This is a genomic window from Streptomyces sp. NPDC007991, assembly GCF_042958445.1.
Lineage (GTDB): Bacteria > Actinomycetota > Actinomycetes > Streptomycetales > Streptomycetaceae > Streptomyces.
Genome location: NZ_JBIBJD010000021.1, coordinates 1 through 15,991, shown reverse-complemented (window position 1 = coordinate 15,991; position 15,991 = coordinate 1). Strand labels below are relative to the sequence as shown.

The 15,991-nt window shown below is 70.5% G+C and carries 11 protein-coding genes and 4 pseudogenes; 7 read left to right on the top strand and 8 right to left on the bottom strand.

Features of this window, described 5'->3' with window-relative positions:
- Positions 1 to 98: 98 nt before the first annotated feature.
- Positions 99 to 1,121, bottom strand: coding sequence for a substrate-binding domain-containing protein (locus tag ACFZDA_RS38920; protein WP_391090798.1), 1,023 nt, complete (start codon positions 1,119 to 1,121; stop codon positions 99 to 101).
- A 319-nt stretch (positions 1,122 to 1,440) separates the two neighbouring features.
- Between ACFZDA_RS38920 and ACFZDA_RS38915 the strand changes: the two genes are divergently transcribed.
- Positions 1,441 to 4,122, top strand: a complete 2,682-nt coding sequence (locus ACFZDA_RS38915) for a cellulosome protein (protein WP_391090796.1) — start codon at positions 1,441 to 1,443, stop codon at positions 4,120 to 4,122.
- A gap of 67 nt (positions 4,123 to 4,189) precedes the next feature.
- Here ACFZDA_RS38915 and ACFZDA_RS38910 read toward each other — a convergent pair whose 3' ends face one another.
- The gene (locus ACFZDA_RS38910) at positions 4,190 to 4,903 is read right to left on the bottom strand and encodes an SDR family NAD(P)-dependent oxidoreductase (protein ID WP_391090980.1); all 714 of its coding nucleotides are present in this window, start codon (positions 4,901 to 4,903) and stop codon (positions 4,190 to 4,192) included.
- A gap of 171 nt (positions 4,904 to 5,074) precedes the next feature.
- On the opposite strand from ACFZDA_RS38910, the pseudogene ACFZDA_RS38905 reads away from it, so the two are divergent.
- Positions 5,075 to 5,188, top strand: a pseudogene (locus ACFZDA_RS38905) (transcriptional regulator); the annotation flags it as partial.
- Here the strand turns inward: ACFZDA_RS38905 and ACFZDA_RS38900 are convergent.
- Positions 5,189 to 5,723 (bottom strand): annotated as a pseudogene (locus tag ACFZDA_RS38900) (TetR/AcrR family transcriptional regulator); the annotation flags it as partial.
- Between the two features lie 44 nt (positions 5,724 to 5,767).
- Positions 5,768 to 7,192 (bottom strand): aspartate ammonia-lyase, encoded by a 1,425-nt coding sequence (locus ACFZDA_RS38895; RefSeq protein ID WP_391090794.1) that lies wholly within the window; start codon positions 7,190 to 7,192, stop codon positions 5,768 to 5,770.
- 103 nt (positions 7,193 to 7,295) lie between these two features.
- Here ACFZDA_RS38895 and ACFZDA_RS38890 point away from each other — a divergent pair, with 103 nt between their 5' ends.
- From ACFZDA_RS38890 to ACFZDA_RS38880, 3 genes are read left to right on the top strand one after another with little or no spacing between them, the layout of a single operon-like run.
- On the top strand, positions 7,296 to 8,639 hold the full coding sequence (locus tag ACFZDA_RS38890) for a cation:dicarboxylate symporter family transporter (protein WP_391090792.1): 1,344 nt from the start codon (positions 7,296 to 7,298) through the stop codon (positions 8,637 to 8,639).
- The gene (locus tag ACFZDA_RS38885) at positions 8,636 to 9,364 is read left to right on the top strand and encodes an amino acid racemase (protein WP_391090790.1); all 729 of its coding nucleotides are present in this window, start codon (positions 8,636 to 8,638) and stop codon (positions 9,362 to 9,364) included. Before ACFZDA_RS38890 ends, ACFZDA_RS38885 begins: the two co-directional genes overlap by 4 nt.
- A gap of 20 nt (positions 9,365 to 9,384) precedes the next feature.
- Entirely contained in the window at positions 9,385 to 10,071 is a 687-nt protein-coding gene (locus tag ACFZDA_RS38880; RefSeq protein WP_391090788.1) for an FCD domain-containing protein, read from the top strand.
- A gap of 71 nt (positions 10,072 to 10,142) precedes the next feature.
- Here ACFZDA_RS38880 and ACFZDA_RS38875 read toward each other — a convergent pair.
- From ACFZDA_RS38875 to ACFZDA_RS38865, 3 genes and pseudogenes are all read right to left on the bottom strand, one after another.
- Positions 10,143 to 10,280, bottom strand: a pseudogene (locus tag ACFZDA_RS38875) (SMP-30/gluconolactonase/LRE family protein); the annotation flags it as partial.
- Between the two features lie 2 nt (positions 10,281 to 10,282).
- Positions 10,283 to 10,441, bottom strand: a complete 159-nt coding sequence (locus ACFZDA_RS38870; RefSeq protein ID WP_391090991.1) for a hypothetical protein — start codon at positions 10,439 to 10,441, stop codon at positions 10,283 to 10,285.
- Between the two features lie 132 nt (positions 10,442 to 10,573).
- Complete coding sequence (locus ACFZDA_RS38865) at positions 10,574 to 13,762, bottom strand: family 78 glycoside hydrolase catalytic domain (protein ID WP_391090786.1); 3,189 nt, start codon at positions 13,760 to 13,762, stop codon at positions 10,574 to 10,576.
- Between the two features lie 208 nt (positions 13,763 to 13,970).
- Here ACFZDA_RS38865 and ACFZDA_RS38860 point away from each other — a divergent pair, with 208 nt between their 5' ends.
- Both ACFZDA_RS38860 and ACFZDA_RS38855 read left to right on the top strand, forming a co-directional pair.
- The gene (locus ACFZDA_RS38860; protein WP_391090784.1) at positions 13,971 to 15,014 is read left to right on the top strand and encodes a substrate-binding domain-containing protein; all 1,044 of its coding nucleotides are present in this window, start codon (positions 13,971 to 13,973) and stop codon (positions 15,012 to 15,014) included.
- Between the two features lie 254 nt (positions 15,015 to 15,268).
- Positions 15,269 to 15,682 carry a hypothetical protein gene (locus tag ACFZDA_RS38855; protein WP_391090782.1) on the top strand — a complete coding sequence of 138 codons (414 nt, stop codon included), beginning with the start codon at positions 15,269 to 15,271 and terminating at the stop codon, positions 15,680 to 15,682.
- A gap of 90 nt (positions 15,683 to 15,772) precedes the next feature.
- Here ACFZDA_RS38855 and ACFZDA_RS38850 read toward each other — a convergent pair.
- Positions 15,773 to 15,991 (bottom strand): annotated as a pseudogene (locus tag ACFZDA_RS38850) (2-oxoacid:ferredoxin oxidoreductase subunit beta); the annotation flags it as partial.

Here is a 15,991-nt window from a genome sequence, read left to right as displayed (position 1 = left end):
CATACGGGTGCTGTGGGCGGGTGATGCGGGGTGTGCGGGCACGCCGAGGAGCGGCGTCGCGCCGCGTGAAGTGAGGAGCGTGCGAGGAGGGTCGGGGGTCAGGCGGGGGGCGGGCCGCCGGCGGGTCCGGTGCTGGCCCGCAGCGAGATGGGCGGTGCGAGGAGGTGGTGCCGGGGTGGCGCGCCGGGATGGTCGAGCCGTTCGATGAGCAGGTCGACGGCGCGCCGGCCCATCTCCTCGGCGGGTACGTCCGCCGCGGTGAGCTGCGGGGTCACCGTCTCCGCCCACCGGCAGGCGACGACTCCGGTGACGGAGAAGTCGCGCGGCACATGTCGGCCCGCCTGGGAGAGCCCTCGGTACAGGCCGCCCAAGGCGGCCTCGTTCAGCGTGACCAGGGCCGTCGTCGCCGGTTCGTCGTGCAGGATCTGTTCCAGGCACGCCTGGCCGGAGGCGGCGTCGTCCCCGCAGCAGTACGTCCGAACGGTCAGCCCGCGCTCGGCAGCCGCCTTGGTGAAGCCGTCCAGCCCCCGGTGCGCGGACTCGTATCCCGCCCGCAGGAGCTGCTCCGGCCGGTTGACGAAGGCGACCCGGCGATGACCGAGGTCGGCGAGATGGTGGACGCACGCCGCCGCCAGTGCGGTGTGGTCAAGGCCGACCCACCAGCCGTTCTCCGGATGAGCGGTGCGGCCGATGGCCACGGAGGGGAAGTCCAGGGCGGCCAGGTGGTCGACCCGGTCGTCCTCCAGGCGGATCTCCATCAGGATCGCGCCGTCGACCCGCCGCTCCCCCAGCAGCCGCTGGAAGGAGCGGTCGCTGTCCACGCCGCTCGGGGACAGCAGCACGTCGTAGTCGTACGCTGCCGCGGCCTCTACGACGCTGCCGATGAAGTCCAGCTGCATGCCGGTGTAGTGGTTCCCGGCGGGCGGGAAGACCAGGCCGATCGTGCTGGTGCGGCCGTTGGCCAGGGCGCGAGCGCTGGCGTTGGGCCGGTAGCCCAGCTCGTCGATGACCTCCTGGATCTTCCGGCGGGTCTCGTCCGACACCGGACGCTTGCCGCTCAGCGCGTAGGACACGGTGCTCCGCGAGACACCGGCCCGCCGGGCGATCTCACCGATGTTCACGGGCGACTCCTTGCGTGGGCTGTGGAACCGGCGAGTGTCGAACCGGTTCGCGTGAAGTGAAGCTAAGAACTGCCCGGGCGGCTGTCAACACCCCGCACGAACTTCTTGCCCTGTGACAGGGGTATTGCTGGGAGATTTCGCCGGTGCTAGCTTCCTGCGAACCGGTTCGACGAGCGGCCGCCTCCGTGTCCCACAAGGGATGACGGACGGATCGCAGCCCACTCCCCTGCACCGAGTCGAACCGGTTCGACTCCCTCGGGGTCCGATTCAGCGTCCGAGCAGTCAACGTCCGAGCAGTACGCAAACCACGGAGACCTCAGTGCGACGAAGTAGAACGACTGTGGCCGGAGCCGTCGCGACGGCCGCGCTCGCCACGCTCCTGGCCGGCCCGTCCGCGGGCACCGCCGGGGCCGCGGAGCGGGAACGGCTCGTCATCGATCTCGCCACCGACACCGGCGCCTTCCACGGCGGCGCCGCCGGCTCGCTGTACGGCGTGTACGGCGACGGCGTGCCGAGCCGCAACCTCATCGAGGGCATGCACCTGCGCACGGTGTCGACGAAGGCGCAGGACGGTCCGCAGCACCCGGGAGCGGACGCGCTGGAGATGCTGCCGCCGTTCGTGGACTCGGGCGGCAAGGACGTCTACATCTACATGACCGACATCTACCGCGGCTTCCCGTACCAGTGGCCGGGCGCCAACGGCCCCGAGCGGCTCGCGGACTTCAAGACGAAGATCAAGAAGCAGGTCCAGCAGGTCCTGACCATGGGGAAGTACAAGGACCACGTCGTCTATGTGCCCTTCAACGAGCCCGAGGGCAACATGTTCGGGACCGGCGAGTGGAGCTACGACAAGGTCTCCTGGCTGAACGACCCGCAAGCCTACTTCGCGGCCTGGAAGGAGGTCTACCACCTCATCAAGGGCCTCGACCCGGACGCCCGCATCGCCGGCCCCAACACCAGCGTGCTCTACAACCAGGTCAAGGGCTTCCTGCAGTACGCCAAGGCCAACGACGTGGTGCCGGACGTGATGACCTGGCACGAGCTGTCGTCACCCGCCGCGGTCCGCACGAACGTGGCGAAGTACCGGCAGATGGAGAAGGACGTCGGCGTCGGGCCGCTGCCGGTCAACGTCAACGAGTACGGGCACAACTACCACCTGTCCGTGCCCGGCCAGGTCGTCCAGTGGGTCTCCGCCATCGAGGAGTCGAAGATCGACGCCGACCTGGCGTACTGGAACATCGACGGCAATCTCAACGACTCGGCGGTGGAGGCCAACAAGGGCAACGGCCAGTGGTGGCTGTTCAACGCCTACGGGCAGATGTCCGGCCACACCGTCCAGGTGACCGCCCCGCACCCCAACCAGCAGTACACCCTCCAGGGCGTGGCGACCCTCGACGAGGACAAGAAGCAGTCCCGGGCCCTCTTCGGCGGCAAGAGCGGCGACGCCGACATCGTCTTCGACCACATCGACCCGAAGCTGTTCGGGAAGACCGTGCGCGCCACCGTCCAGGAGATCCCGTGGACGGGTCAGGTCGGCGACTCCGCCCAGCCGTCGCGGCTCGCGGACCAGGAGCTGACGGTCGGCGCGGACGGCTCGGTGACACTGCCGATGACCGGCATGAACGAGATGTCCGCCTACCAGGTCATCCTCTCCCCCGGCGGCAACGGCGGGAAGCCGGCGGCGCCTTCCGTGAGCTGGCGCAAGACGTACGAGGCCGAGAACGCCACCTACACCGGCAAGGGCTACTCCAAAAACGGCCCCGAGGGCACGCCCTCCGACGTCGGCAAGTTCGCCACGTCGGGCGCCTACAACGTGGGCGGTCTGCGCACCGGCTCCGACGGGGTCCTCTCCTTCGACGTCGAGGTCCCGCAGGACGGCACCTACGACCTGAGCGTCTTCGCCAACTCCTACAACCTGTACGACCTGGTGAAGGAGCAGGGCCCGACCAACGTCTTCCTGCGGGTCGACGGCAAGGAGCCACAGGAACTGCGGCTGCCGCTGGGCTACAAGTGGGTGGTGTGGGGCCACACCGACACGACGGTGAAGCTCACCGCGGGCAAGCACCGGATCACGCTGGCCGCCCAGGACCCCGACCTCGGGGTCACCAAGGGCGACGCGATCATCGACAAGCTCGACCTGTCCCTGCGCGACGAGCAGGTGACCGCCCCGGCGCTCTACGAGGCCGAGTACGCCACCCTCACCGGTACCGCGCCGCGCTACACCTACGGCGGTGCCTCGGGGCCGGGCGCGGTTCCGCTGCCGAAGGGCGCCTCCGCGACGTTCTGGGTCCACTCCCCCGCCGACGGTGAATCGACCGTGTCGGTCGACCACTTGGGCGGCGGACAGGCGAGCCTGGCACTCAACGGCGAGCAGCTCGACCTGCCCAAGGTCGGCGGGGCCGGGAAGGGCACGGACACGGTCCGGCTGTTCCTGTCCGGCGGCCTCAACAAGATCACCGTCACCGGTGCGGCACACGAGCTGGTCCTCGACCGGCTGCGGGTCGCCCCGTCGAAGGGCACCCTGGTGCCCACCGTCTACCAGGCCGAGAACGGCACGCTCACCGGCGCCGCGAAGGTCACCGACGCCTACCCGTTCGCCGCGAACGGCAAGGCCGTCACGGACATCGGCGACGGCAAGGCCAACGCCCTCACCGTCGACGTGGTCGCCGCCAGGGCCGGGCGGCACGCGCTGACCATCCGCTACTCCAACGCCGAGCAGGCGCCCGCCACCCACTACAACCCCGACCCGATCGCCCGCCACGCCGACCTCTCCGTCAACGGCGGCCCGGCCCGCCGGGTGCTGTTCCCGACCACCTTCCACTTCAACAACTTCTGGGACCTGACCGTCCCGGTCACCCTGAAGAAGGGCACGAACCGGCTCACCTTCACCGCCGGGGAACTCCCCGACTTCAACGGCGACACCTACAACCAGTACGACCAGCGGTCCCCGTACGCACCGGTGATCGACCGGCTCGCCGTCACGCCGATGGCGGCGAAGTAGCCTCTGGTGAACGCGTGGCGCCGGCGCCGGCGCCACGTCACCCACAGGGGCAAAAGGGGGAGCCGGGTCAGTCGAGGGCGACGCCCGTATGCCGTCCCAGGGCTGCGATGAGCCGCGCCTGGAACTGTTCGTCCCGCGTGGCGGGGTGGGGTGTCCGGGGCCGGCGGTGGTACCAGTAGCCGCCGGTGCTCGGGGTCACGTCATGGTGGGTGGCGAGCCATGCCTGGGTCTCGTGCCCGGCGGTCAGATCGTCCGGTGCGCCGCGACCACCCATCCGGGTGGGGACCCACCCGGGGTCGACCGCGTGGCTGGAGGTTCCCTCCCAGCGGGAGGCGAAGGCCAGCGCGAGGGTCGTGACCCACAGCTTCGTGTCGCTGTAGGAGGCGGCTCCGACGGCCAGCCGGCGCAGGTCGGTGGAGCCGCCGTGGTGCATGGAGCTGCTCAGGTAGACGAGCCGGGCCGGTTTGTCCATCAGGGCCGTCAGCAGGTAGGGCGCGACGGTGTTGACGGTGACGTCTTCGGGACGGTTCATGACGCCGGCGTTGTGGATGACGGCGTCGAAGCGGCCGAACCCGGCGGCCTGCCGGGCGACGTCGCGGATCTCGTCCAGGTCGGACAGGTCCCCGGTGACGACGCCTTTCCACCGGGCGGTGCCGTCGGCGTCGGCGAGCCGGGCGGGATTGCGGGCGTGGACGACGACGTCGTGCCCTTCGCCGGCCAGCGCGTCCGCCGTGTCGCGCCCGAGCCCGCCGGCCGCCCCCGTCACCAGAACCAGTGCCATGTCGGTCCCCTCTCCTGTCGTCGGGACTCTCCTTGCCTTCCGTGTGCCCGGGCCCGCGGCGCCGAGCCGTGCCGGGCGCGTCACGTCACCGCCACGACATCCAGGGAAACAGCCCAGGGCGCGCGCAGCGAAGCCACTGGTGAAGGGTGTACCGGCAGTACACCCCACGCCGCCGCCCACCGCTTCCACAAGAACTGGGAACCCGCCGCCGACATGTCCGTCGACCTCCTGCGCACCGAGGCCGGGCGCAGCCTCCACGACAAGGACTTGCACGACCTCGTCGGCGGCCGGCGCGGTGGGGCCTTCGGGGCCGGCGCGGAGCATCGCCTGGTGGAGGGCGTCGTGCTCGGGCGGGTCGGGCAGGGGGCCGGGGCCTCAAGGGACTGGATCATCAGGGCGACGACACGCCGCCAGGCGTCGGGGGCGGCGTCGCCGGTGGCGTTCACGACACCGGCGTTGGCCATGGATCAGCACCAGGTCCGAGGGGTCGAAGTCCTCGCGCAGCCGCTCGGCGGTTGGCGCGGCCGATGAGCCGGACCATGGCCTCCTACGCCTCGTCGCGGCGCTGCTCCAAGGCCTTGGCAGTGCGGAAGGTCCTGGAGAAGACTGCGTCGACCAGCTCCTCCTTCGTGGGGAAGCGGCGGAACATGGTGGCGATGCCCACGCCCGCGTCTCGGGCCACCGACGCCATCGAGGCGCTCAGGCCGTCGCGTGCGAACACCGAGCGCGCGGTGGCGATGATCCGCTCCCGGTTGTGCTCGGCGTCCTTGCGCAGCGGTGGGCCTGCGGGACCGTCGGAAAGCTGGGCGCCAGGACTCATACCGGCCACTGCAGCGATCAGTTCACCCTGTCCGGCTTCCTCCCTCACGGCATGGTCAGCACCTCCGGCAGCGGTGCCCGGCCGGTGAGGTTCTCCGGGCGCAGGATCGTGTCCAGTTGCTCCGTCGTGAGCAGACCCGCCTCCGTGGCCAGTTCCTTGATGCCGCGTCCCGTGGCGAGGGCCTGGCGCGCCAGCGTGGTGGAGGCGGTGTAGCCGATGTGCGGGGCGAGCGCGGTCACCAGGGCGATGGAGCGGTGGACCGTGTCGTGGAGGTGCTCGCGGTGGGCGGTGATGCCGGGCACGCAGCGGGTGGCGAGCGTGCCGCAGGCGGCGCGCAGATGGGTCAGGGAGCGCAACAGGCTGTAGGCGATGACGGGTTCGAAGGCGTTGAGCTGGAGCTGTCCGGCCTCGGCGGCCATGGTGACGGTCAGGTCGTTGCCGATGACCTCGAAGGCGACCTGGTTGACGACTTCGGGGATCACCGGGTTGACCTTGCCGGGCATGATCGACGAACCGGCCTGCACCGGCGGCAGGTTGATCTCGCCGAGCCCGGCGGTGGGGCCCGAGGACATCAGACGCAGGTCGTTGCACGTCTTGGAGAGCTTCACCGCGACGCGCTTGAGGACGCCGGAGAGCTGGACGAAGGCGCCGCAGTCCTGGGTGGCTTCGATGAAGTCGCCGGCGGGCCGGACGGGTTCGCCGCTGATGTCGGCGAGATGGCGGCAGGCGAGTTCGGCGTAACGGGGGTGGCCGTTGATGCCGGTGCCGATCGCGGTGCCGCCGAGGTGGGATTCCAGCAGGAGGGCGGCGGCCTCGTCCAGGCGCCGACGGTCCTCCTCGATCATGACGGTGTAGGTGGTGAACTCCTGGCCGAGGGTCATGGGGACGGCGTCCTGGAGCTGGGTGCGGCCCATCTTCAGGACGTCTGCGAACTCTGTCGCCTTGGCGTTGAAGGCCGTGGCCAGCCCTCCCAGGGAGACGCCGAGCCGGCGCAGGGAGGCGACCAGGGCCAGGCGTACGGCGGTGGGGTAGACGTCGTTGGTGCTCTGGCCGAGGTTGACGTGGTCGAGCGGGTGGATGACGTCGTAGCGGCCGCGGGGATGGCCGAGGATCTCCAGGGCTCGGTTGGCGATGACCTCGTTGGCGTTCATGTTCGTCGAGGTGCCGGCGCCACCTTGCACGGGGTCGACGACGAACTGCTCGTGCAGCCGGCCGGAGCCGATCTCCTCACAGGCACCGATGATCGCCCGGGCGATGTCCGGCGGCAGCAGGCCCAGGTCACGGTTGGCCCGGGCGGCCGCCTGCTTGACGGCTGCCAGTGAGGCGATCAGGTCGGGGAACTGCGCGATGGTCGACCCGGTGATCGCGAAGTTCTCCACCGCACGCACCGTGTGCACGCCGTAGTAGGCGTCGGCCGGGACCTCCTTGTCCCCCACCAGGTCGTGTTCCACGCGTGTGGTCGGCTCCATCTGATGCTCCTCGTCCGTGCGGGCCCCTTGACAGGCCGCTGCTCGCGGCATCAGTGTTACCGGCCAACACGCAGAACGCAATATATTGCATGGCAGGAGCATCATGAACCGCGTTCACCCTCACCCCACCAGCACGGACACTCCAGCGACCCGGCCCCCGGGCTTCTGGCGGCGCTGTCTGCGGATGCCGATCGGAGTCCAGTCGGTCATCGCCGTCGGTCTCGGCGCCCTGATCGGAACCCTCGCCCCGTCGGCGGGAGAGCAGATGAAGACCCTCGGGGAGGTGTTCCTGAACCTGGTGCAGGTCGTGGTCCTGCCGCTGGTCTTCCCGCTCATCGTGCTGGGCATCGCCCGCATGGAGTCGGTCAAGAAGGTCGGCCGGATCGCCGGCAAGGCCATCCTCTACTTCGAGCTCGTCACCACCGTCATCCTGCTGATCGCGGTGGCACTGGCCAAGCTCACGGGCATCGGCAAGGGCGCTCCCGTCCACGGGGCCGACGCCAAGGACCTGGACGGCCTGAGCCAGGGCGTCGACTTCCACGAACTGCTCCTGCACGCCGTACCGAAGAACATCTTCGCCGCGTTCAGCGAGGGCAACCTGCTCGGCGCGATCGTCTTCGCCCTCCTCGTGGGCGTCGCCATGGCCGCGATCGGCGAGAAGTCCGAGCCCTTCGCCGCCGTCCTGGAGTCCGTCGCCGCGGTGATGTTCAAGGTCGTCGGCTACGTCATCCGCATCGCACCGCTGGGCGTGCTCGGCTTCATCTCCTACGACGTCGCCCACTACGGCTTCGGCAACCTGCGCAGCCTGCTGGGGTTCATCGCCGTGGTCTACGCGGGCCTGGCCATCGTCGTCGGCGTGCTGTTCCCGCTCATCGCCGCGCTCTACCGCATCCGCTACGTCGAGCTGATGAAGTCGATCGCCGGGCTGGCCGGGATCGCCTTCGTCACCCGCAGCTCCGAGTCCGTCCTGGCCCCGCTGATGGGCAAGCTGGAGGCGTTCGGGCTCAGCCGCTCGACGACCTCGTTCGTCGTCCCCCTCGGCTACTCCTTCAACACCGACGGCTCCGTCCTCTACCAGGCCGCCGCCCTGGTCTTCCTCGCCAACGCCTACGGCGCCGACACGTCCCTGCCCGCCCTGCTCCTCATGGTGGGCGTGCTGGTGATCCTCTCCAAGGGCATGGCCGGCGTCGCCTCCGCCTCCATCGTCGTCCTCATCGCCGCCGGCAACTCCGTCGGGCTGCCCGCCGAAGGCATCGCGCTGCTCCTCGGCGTGGACTTCATCGTCGACATGGCCCGCACCGGCGTGAACGTCATCGGCAACTCGCTCGCCGCCGCCGTCGTCGACAGCTCCGAGAAGAGGCGCGAGGCGAAACGCGGCGGGCAAGACACCCCCGGCAGCCCGGCCGAGGCCGGCGCCCCGGCCCTGACGAAGGAACCCGCGCAGTGACCACGCCCACCTCGGAGATCATCGGCATCCTGGGCGGCATGGGGCCGGCGGCCACCGCCGACTTCTACGCCAAGCTGGTGTCGATGACCCCGGGCCGCAGCGACCAGGACCACCTGCGTACGGTCATCTGGTCCGACCCCACCGTCCCCGACCGCACCGAGGCCCTGCTGGGCGACGGCCCCGATCCCACGCCCTGGCTCCTCGACGGCAGCCGCGTCCTGCGCGAGGCCGGCGCCACCGTCATCGCCATCCCCTGCAACACCGCGCACGCCTTCGTCCCGCGTATCGCCGACCACGTCGGCCTGCCCATCGTCCACATGATCGGCGAAGTGGCCCGGTACCTCACCACCGTGAGCCCCCGTATCCACACCGCCGGACTGCTCGCCACCACCGGCACCCTGCGGGCGGGCCTGTACCAGGAGTGGCTGGACCGCTTCGGAATCCGTCTCGTGCTGCCCGACGACGACAGCCAGGACCGGGAGGTGATGGCCGGCATCCGTGCGGTGAAGGCCGGGGACCGGGACAATGCGGCCGCTCCCCTGGAGCGCGCCGCGCGGCGCCTGGCCGGACAGGGCGCTCAGGCCGTGATCGCGGGCTGCACCGAGATCCCTCTCGGCCTGCCCGCCGACGCCGTGGACGTCCCCCTCGTCGACCCCGCGCTCGTCCTGGCCCGGGCACTCGTCCGCCGGGTCGGAAGAGGAACCACCGCCGGAGAGGCCGCCTAGAGCGATGTACTGTACGCAATATGTCACTGGACAGCCCTGTCTCCCGCCGCCTCCTCAGCGACGAGGTCTTTCACCGCCTGCGTGACTCCATCGTGCGCGGAGAACTCGCCCCCGGTGAAAAGGTCAAGGACGGCGAACTCGCCGAGCGCCTCGGGCTCAGCCGCACACCGGTGCGCGAGGCGCTCGCCCGGCTCGCGGACATCGGCCTGGTCGAGGCGAAGCCCGGCGTCTACACGCGCATCACCACCCTCAACCGCCGCGACGTCGAGAAGACCCTCGCCGTGCTGCGCTCCCTGGACCAGCTCGCCGTCGAGACGGCCGTGCCGGTCATGACCGAGCAGGACCTCCAGCGGATGCGCGAGGCCAACCGGGACTTCGAACGGGCCGTCGCCGCCAACGACACCGACGCCGCCCTCGCCGCCGACGACCGTTTCCACGCCGTCCCCATCGCGGCGGCGGACAACCCCGTCCTGAGCCGGATCGTCGAGCAGCTCCACCCGCAGATCCACCGCATCCTCTACCGGAAGTTCTCCACTCTCCTCGGCGGCCGCAACACCATCGAGCACCACGGCCGGCTCGTCGAGGTCTGCGCCGGCGGCGACGCCCACGCGGCGGCCGGGCTCTCGGGCCAGCACTGGTCGGAACTCGGCGGCCACATCAACCGGCTGTTCGACACCAACCAGTTCACGGAGGCCGCGTCCGACTGACAGGACGGCAGGCAGACCGACGTGGGGTGCGGGGCGGGGACGGTCATCCCGTCGGGGCTTCCTTCGGCCTCGCGCAGGCGGGTGAACGTCTCCGGGCCGGAGAGGTCGCTCGAGACGGGGTCGGCCCGGCAGCGGACGATCGTGCCCTCGGCCGTGTCGGCGAGGTGCAGAGTCGTGCCGTCGGCGGTGAAGGCCGGGCCGTTGGCGATGGTCAGGCCGTCGAGGACGCGTACGACCGTGCCGTCGGGGTCCGTCCGGACAGGAGGGTGTCCACGCCCTCCGGCTCTGCCGCGTCGGGCCGGTCCAGCACCAGCAGCAGTTCGGTCGAAGCACACCGTGAGGCCGGGCTCCACTTGGGGGCGTGCGGCACGCGGAGCGAGACGCGGACGGGAGGACGCCGTCGGCGAGGACACCGCGGAGTTCGTCCAACGCCGCGCCCCACCACCCCATGTGGCACACCGACGGGGACTGGATGCGGCAGGTGAACGCCCCGCCGGCCCGGTCAGCGCAGCGCGGCTGACAGCCGGTACCGTCCGGACGGCAGGCGGTACGAGCAGACCCCGTCCGCGGCTGAGAGGAAACGCACTCCGGGCACCCCCGCCAGCGGGGTGCGCCCCTCGCGGACGGTGTCGGCGGAGGTCGCCGGAAGGCGCAGGGTCGCCTCGCTGTTGGGGGGCACGACGGCGTCGTACACCAGGGTCCGGCCCGCCTCGACGACCTCCCACGCACTTGTGATCTCGCCGTACGGCGACTCGTACGAGCCCGACACCCGCGTGATCCTGCCCGTGGGATCGAGGTGGGGCCGCAGCAGGAAGTGCCGGAAGCCGGGGCTGTCCGGGTCCGGGGCGATGCCGGCCATGTGCGTGTACATCCACTCCATGATCGCGCCGTAGGCGTAGTGGTTGAAGGAGTTCATGCTGACCGGGCCGAAGCCGGCGTCGTCGGAGTAGGAGTTCCAGCGCTCCCAGACCGTCGTGGCGCCGTTGCGCACCGAGTACAGCCAGGACGGCAGGGCGTCCTGGTGCAGCAGTGCGTACGCCAGGTCGGCGCGGCCCTCGTCGGTGAGGACGGGGGCGAGGACGTTGACCCCGAGGAAGCCGACGGACAGGGTGTCCTCGGCGTACCGGACCCGGCTGCTGTCCGGGTGCGCCGCCTTGTAGGCCGCGTCGTTGCCGATGTTGTCGGCCAAGTGCCCGAGCAGGGCGCGGCGTTGTGCCTGCGTCTCGTAGAACCCGAGCTTGAGGACCCACAGCAGCGCTGTCTGGCTGTTGTCCTCCGTCTTCTGGTCGGGGTCGGCGCCCGGCTCGATCGGGGAGGCGTCGCCCAGGCTGGACTTCACCGTGACCCGGCCGTCCGATGTGCTCAGGTACGTCGTGATGAACGCCTGCCTGATGCGGCCGAAGAGGCGCTGGTACTCCTTTGCCTCCGCCGTCCTGCCGGTCGCCCTGGCCATCTGGGCCATCAGCCGCGCGGAGTAGCCGTAGTAGACGTCGCTCATGAGCTGCGCGCTGGTCTTCTGCGGTGCCAGCCAGTCGCCGGTGAGGGAGCCCTGCCCGGCGTAGGTGTCGCCGGTCTGCTCGTGGATCCAGTCCAGGTAGCGGGTCATCGCAGGCCAGTTGTCCTCGATGATGGTCGCATCGCCCGTCATCTGCCAGACCGTCCACGGGACGATCACCCCGCAGTCCGCCCAGCCGCTGCCGCCGCCGGGGAAGTTGTACCGGCCGCCGGGGGCCACGCCGGTGAACTGCGCTCCGTCCGTGCCGTAGACGGCCTGGGAGTCGACGACGGTGGTCTGGAAGTGGCTGAGGAAGGCACCGGCGTCAGCGTTGAACAGGCCGGTCCTGGCGAAGACCTGGGTGTCGCCGGTCCAGCCGAGGCGTTCGTCGCGCTGCGGGCAGTCGGTCGGCACCCAGAGGTAGTTGCCGCGCTGGCCCCAACGGATGTTGCTCATCAGCCGGTTGATGTCGGGGTCGTCGGTGGTGAGGGTGCCGGTCTCGCGGATCGCGGACGTGGCGACCTTGCCGGTCAGACCGGTGATCGTGACGGTGTCCGTCGCGGTGACGGAGACGTAGCGGAAGCCGTAGAAGGTCAGGGCGTCCTGATGGGTCTCGCCGTGCCGGTCGCCCTTGAGGATGTACGTGCTGGTGGCCTTGGCGCTGCGGAGGTTGGCCCGGTAGACGGAGCCCTCGGGGCCGTCCGCGCCGGCGCTGTCGTCGTTGAGCATCTCGCCGAACCGGAACTCGACCCGGGTGCCGGCCGGGCCGCGCAGGCCGTAGCGGGCGACGCCGACCATGTTCTGGCCGAGGTCGAAGACGGCCGTCTCGCCACTTCCGATCGTGACGGCGGCGGAGGCCGCCTGCTCCGGGTCGGTGACCGTCCGGGCGGGGTCCACGACGATGCGCCCCTTGCCGTTCGGGCTCCCCTCCTGGCCGGTCACTCCGGTGGCGACGGTGATCGACCGCGGCCGCCGGTCCCACCGCGGCATCAGGCGTGCCGTCTCGGCCGGGTAGGCGAGGAGCCGCGCGTCCGGGTACCTGTCCTCGAAGGCGACGCGTTCCACGTCCGTCCACGCGCCGTCGTCGAATCCGGGCGCCGTCCAGCCGGGCAGTTCCCTGCGGGCGTCGTAGGTCTGGCCGTCGTAGATGTCATCGGCCCGGTACGGGCCGGTGTCCGTGGCCTTCCAGCCGCCGTCCGGGGCGGTGACGACCGTCTGCTCCGTGCCGTCGGTGTACCGGATGAGCAGCTTGGCCTTCACCGCCAGGGCGTTGCCGTCCGCCGAGTAGTACGTACTGCCCTCGGAGACACGGCCGTTGTACCAGCCGTTGCCCAGGACGAAGGCGAGGGCGACGGTCCGCCGCCGCGTCACGAGGTGCGTGACGTCGTAGGTCAGGTAGGTGACGCGCTTGTCGTAGTTGGTCCAGCCCGGGGGCAGCAGCTCGATCGTGGTGCCGCCGTCCTGCGGGACCGTGACGTGCTCTGCGTTGACGTGGGCGTCGTAGACACCGAGGGCCGAGACGTACAGCCGCGCCTCGCGCACCTGCCGCCGGCCGTCGGCCCTGAGGGGTGTCTCTTTGCGCAGCAGGGGAGCGCCTGCCGAACCGGGGACCTTCCCCTTCATCCCGATCCATTGCGCGCCGTCCCATCCGGTCACGCCGTCGGTGCTCATCAGGCCGGTCTCGAAGGTGGCGGGGGATGCGACGCCGACCGGACGGTCCTCGGCGTCCCAGACGGTGACGGTCCAGTGGTAGCGGGTCGAGGCGCTGAGCGGCTCGCCCTCGTAGCGGACGGCCACCGACTCGGAGGAGCTGACGCGCCCGCTGTCCCAGAGATCCGCGCGGGCGGTCGAGAGTTTGTCGGGCGAACTCGCCACGAGGATCCGGTACGACCCCTGGCTCCGGCCGCGCGCCGCCGACCGCATACGCCATCCGAAGCGCGGCCTGTTCGCGTCCACGCCGAGCGGGTCCGTGCGGTGTTCGACGGTCAGCCCCCACACCGCGGCGCCTTGCGCGGCGCGGGACGGCTCCGCCGCCGCGCTCGTGCCGCCTCCCGTGGCCCCGGCCCCTACCGACACGACACCGGCCGTCGCGGCGAGCACGGTGCGGCGAGGCACCGCCGTGCTGTGCGCGCTGGGAAGCTCTCCCGCGCCGGGCTCCCGGCCGCCGCCGTCCGCACTGCGCTCCTCACGCCTCACACCTGCTTCCTTTCGGTTCTCCGGTCACCGGCCGGCAGGGCGATGACCGGCTGGGCATGGCCGGCTCTTCTTGAATCGATTCAGAAACAGCGGTTTGGGTAACGTTTCCCAAAGGGGTGTGGCCAGACCCTAGAGAGCGGCCCGAGTGGCGTCAAGGGGCCCGGCATACACTCGGCGGCACACGTTTCCCGGAGAGGCAGGGGACCGGATGGAACCCCCGGCACCACGTCGCAGAGTCACCATCGTCGACGTCGCCCGACATGCCCAGGTGTCCACCACCGCCGTGTCCAAGGTGCTGCGCAACGCCTACGGCGCCAGCCCCGAGATGCGCGCCAAGGTGCGCCGGGCGATCGACGAGCTGGGCTACCGGCCGCACGCGGGCGCCCGGGGTCTGCGCGGGCAGACCTACACCATCGGCGTGATGCTGCCCGACATCCGCAACCCGTTCTTCCCCGAGATCCTCGACGGCGTCACGGGTGCGCTGGAGGACACCGAGTACCAGGTGCTCCTCGGGCCGGGCTGCAACGGCGAGCGGGCGGAGGCCCAGGTCACCGAGGCGATGATCGACCGCGGCATGGACGGCCTCGTCCTGGTCGCCCCCGTCTCGTCACGCGCCCGCCTCGAACACATCGCCTCCGCCGTGCCCACCGTCGTCATCGGCCGGCACGGGACCTCCGCGCTGTACGACACGGTGGTGGACGACGACATCGAGGGCGCCTCGCTGGTCGTCGGCCACCTCGCAGGTCTCGGGCATCGCCGGATCGCCCATATCGAGCACCACGAAACCGATCCCGCGCGCCTCGCCGAGATGCCCAACGCCCGGCGCGCCGACGGTTACCGGCAGGCCATGCGGGCGCACGGCCTGGAGGAGTGGACCGACGTGGTCTCCACCAGCTACACCCAGGAAGGCGGCTACGAGGGCGCGAAGCGACTGCTGGCCCGTCCGCACCGCCCCACGGCTGTCTTCGCCGGAGCGGACATCGTCGCCATGGGCGTACTCCAAGCGGTCGCCGAGGCCGGGCTGTCCGTCCCCGGCGACCTCGCCGTCGCGGGCTACGACAACACCACCTTCGCCGCCCTGGGCCCGATCTCACTGACCAGCGTCGACCAGGCGGGGCACGAGATGGGCAGGAGCGCCGTGCGCCTCCTGCTCGGCCGGATCGCCGACCGTCACCGACCGTCGGAGCGGGTCGTACTCTCCCCCACCCTCGTACCCCGCCGGACCACGGCCCCGGCGCAGGCGGCGTCGTAGAAGACGTTTGACTCGGGCGGCCGGAAGTTCACCTGCGTGCCGCTCGTGTTGCGGCACATGCGGTTTCCTGGCTCCGCAGCCGTCTCTGCGTGCTACTCAACCAGGGCTCGAATTTCCGCCAATTGCGGCTCCGTCACGCCGCATTCCGCGCCCTGTCCGCCGGCTGGGCGCGATATGGGCGAGTCTGCGGGTGCCGAGCGGGGAACATGGTGCATTGTCGTGGCCCTGAGACGATCGCCGTGGAGGCTGAAGGCGTGAACAACGTGGACGCACCGGACAGTGGAATTCTTCTCTTCCGCAACACCATGCGCATCACCGAGGGGCATCTCGATGCCTACCGGGAAGCCGTCGAGAAGGCTGTGCGGTTCGTGGAGCAGCACGGTCCCCAGGTCATGGTGGAGGTGTTCATCGACGAGCAGAAGCTGTTCGCGCACAGTTTCCAGATGTACCGGGACTCGGATTCCGTCCGTGCACACTGGAAGATGTCCGAGCCGTACATCCAGGAAGTGATGAAGCACTGCCGGGTGGAACGCTTCGAGGTGTTCGGAAAGCCCGATGCGGACGTGATGGCGGGCGTGCGGGGATCTCTCGACGACGAGGTCTCACCCTCGTTCGCGGTGCGCTTCACGGGATTCATGCGACTCGACGCCTTGCGGTCCACGCAGTAGCGGCCCGCTCCGCTGAAGCGGCGTAAGCCAAGCCCGCCCCGACCGCATGCGCAGTGCGCGGCCGGGGCTCTTTCGGTGTGCTTCTGTGGGTCAGCCGATGACGGTCCAGGTGTCGCCGCCGGCCAGCAGTGCGGCCAGGTCGCCCTTGCCGTGCTGTTCGATGGCCGTGTCGAGCTGGTCGGCCATCTGTGTGTCGTAGACGGGGCGGTCGACCGAGCGCAGGACACCGATCGGGGTGTGGTGCAGGGTGTCCGGGTCGGCGAGGCGGGACAGCGCGAACGCCGTGGTCGGGGACTCGGCGTGCGCGTC

Coding starts and splice junctions, on each gene's coding strand:
- ACFZDA_RS38910 (WP_391090980.1), bottom strand. CDS start 4,903: ATGGCACTGGTTCTGGTGACGGGGGCGGCCGGCGGGCTCGGGCGCGAC.
- ACFZDA_RS38895 (WP_391090794.1), bottom strand. CDS start 7,192: ATGGAGCCGACCACACGCGTGGAACACGACCTGGTGGGGGACAAGGAG.
- ACFZDA_RS38890 (WP_391090792.1), top strand. CDS start 7,296: ATGAACCGCGTTCACCCTCACCCCACCAGCACGGACACTCCAGCGACC.
- ACFZDA_RS38880 (WP_391090788.1), top strand. CDS start 9,385: ATGTCACTGGACAGCCCTGTCTCCCGCCGCCTCCTCAGCGACGAGGTC.
- ACFZDA_RS38860 (WP_391090784.1), top strand. CDS start 13,971: ATGGAACCCCCGGCACCACGTCGCAGAGTCACCATCGTCGACGTCGCC.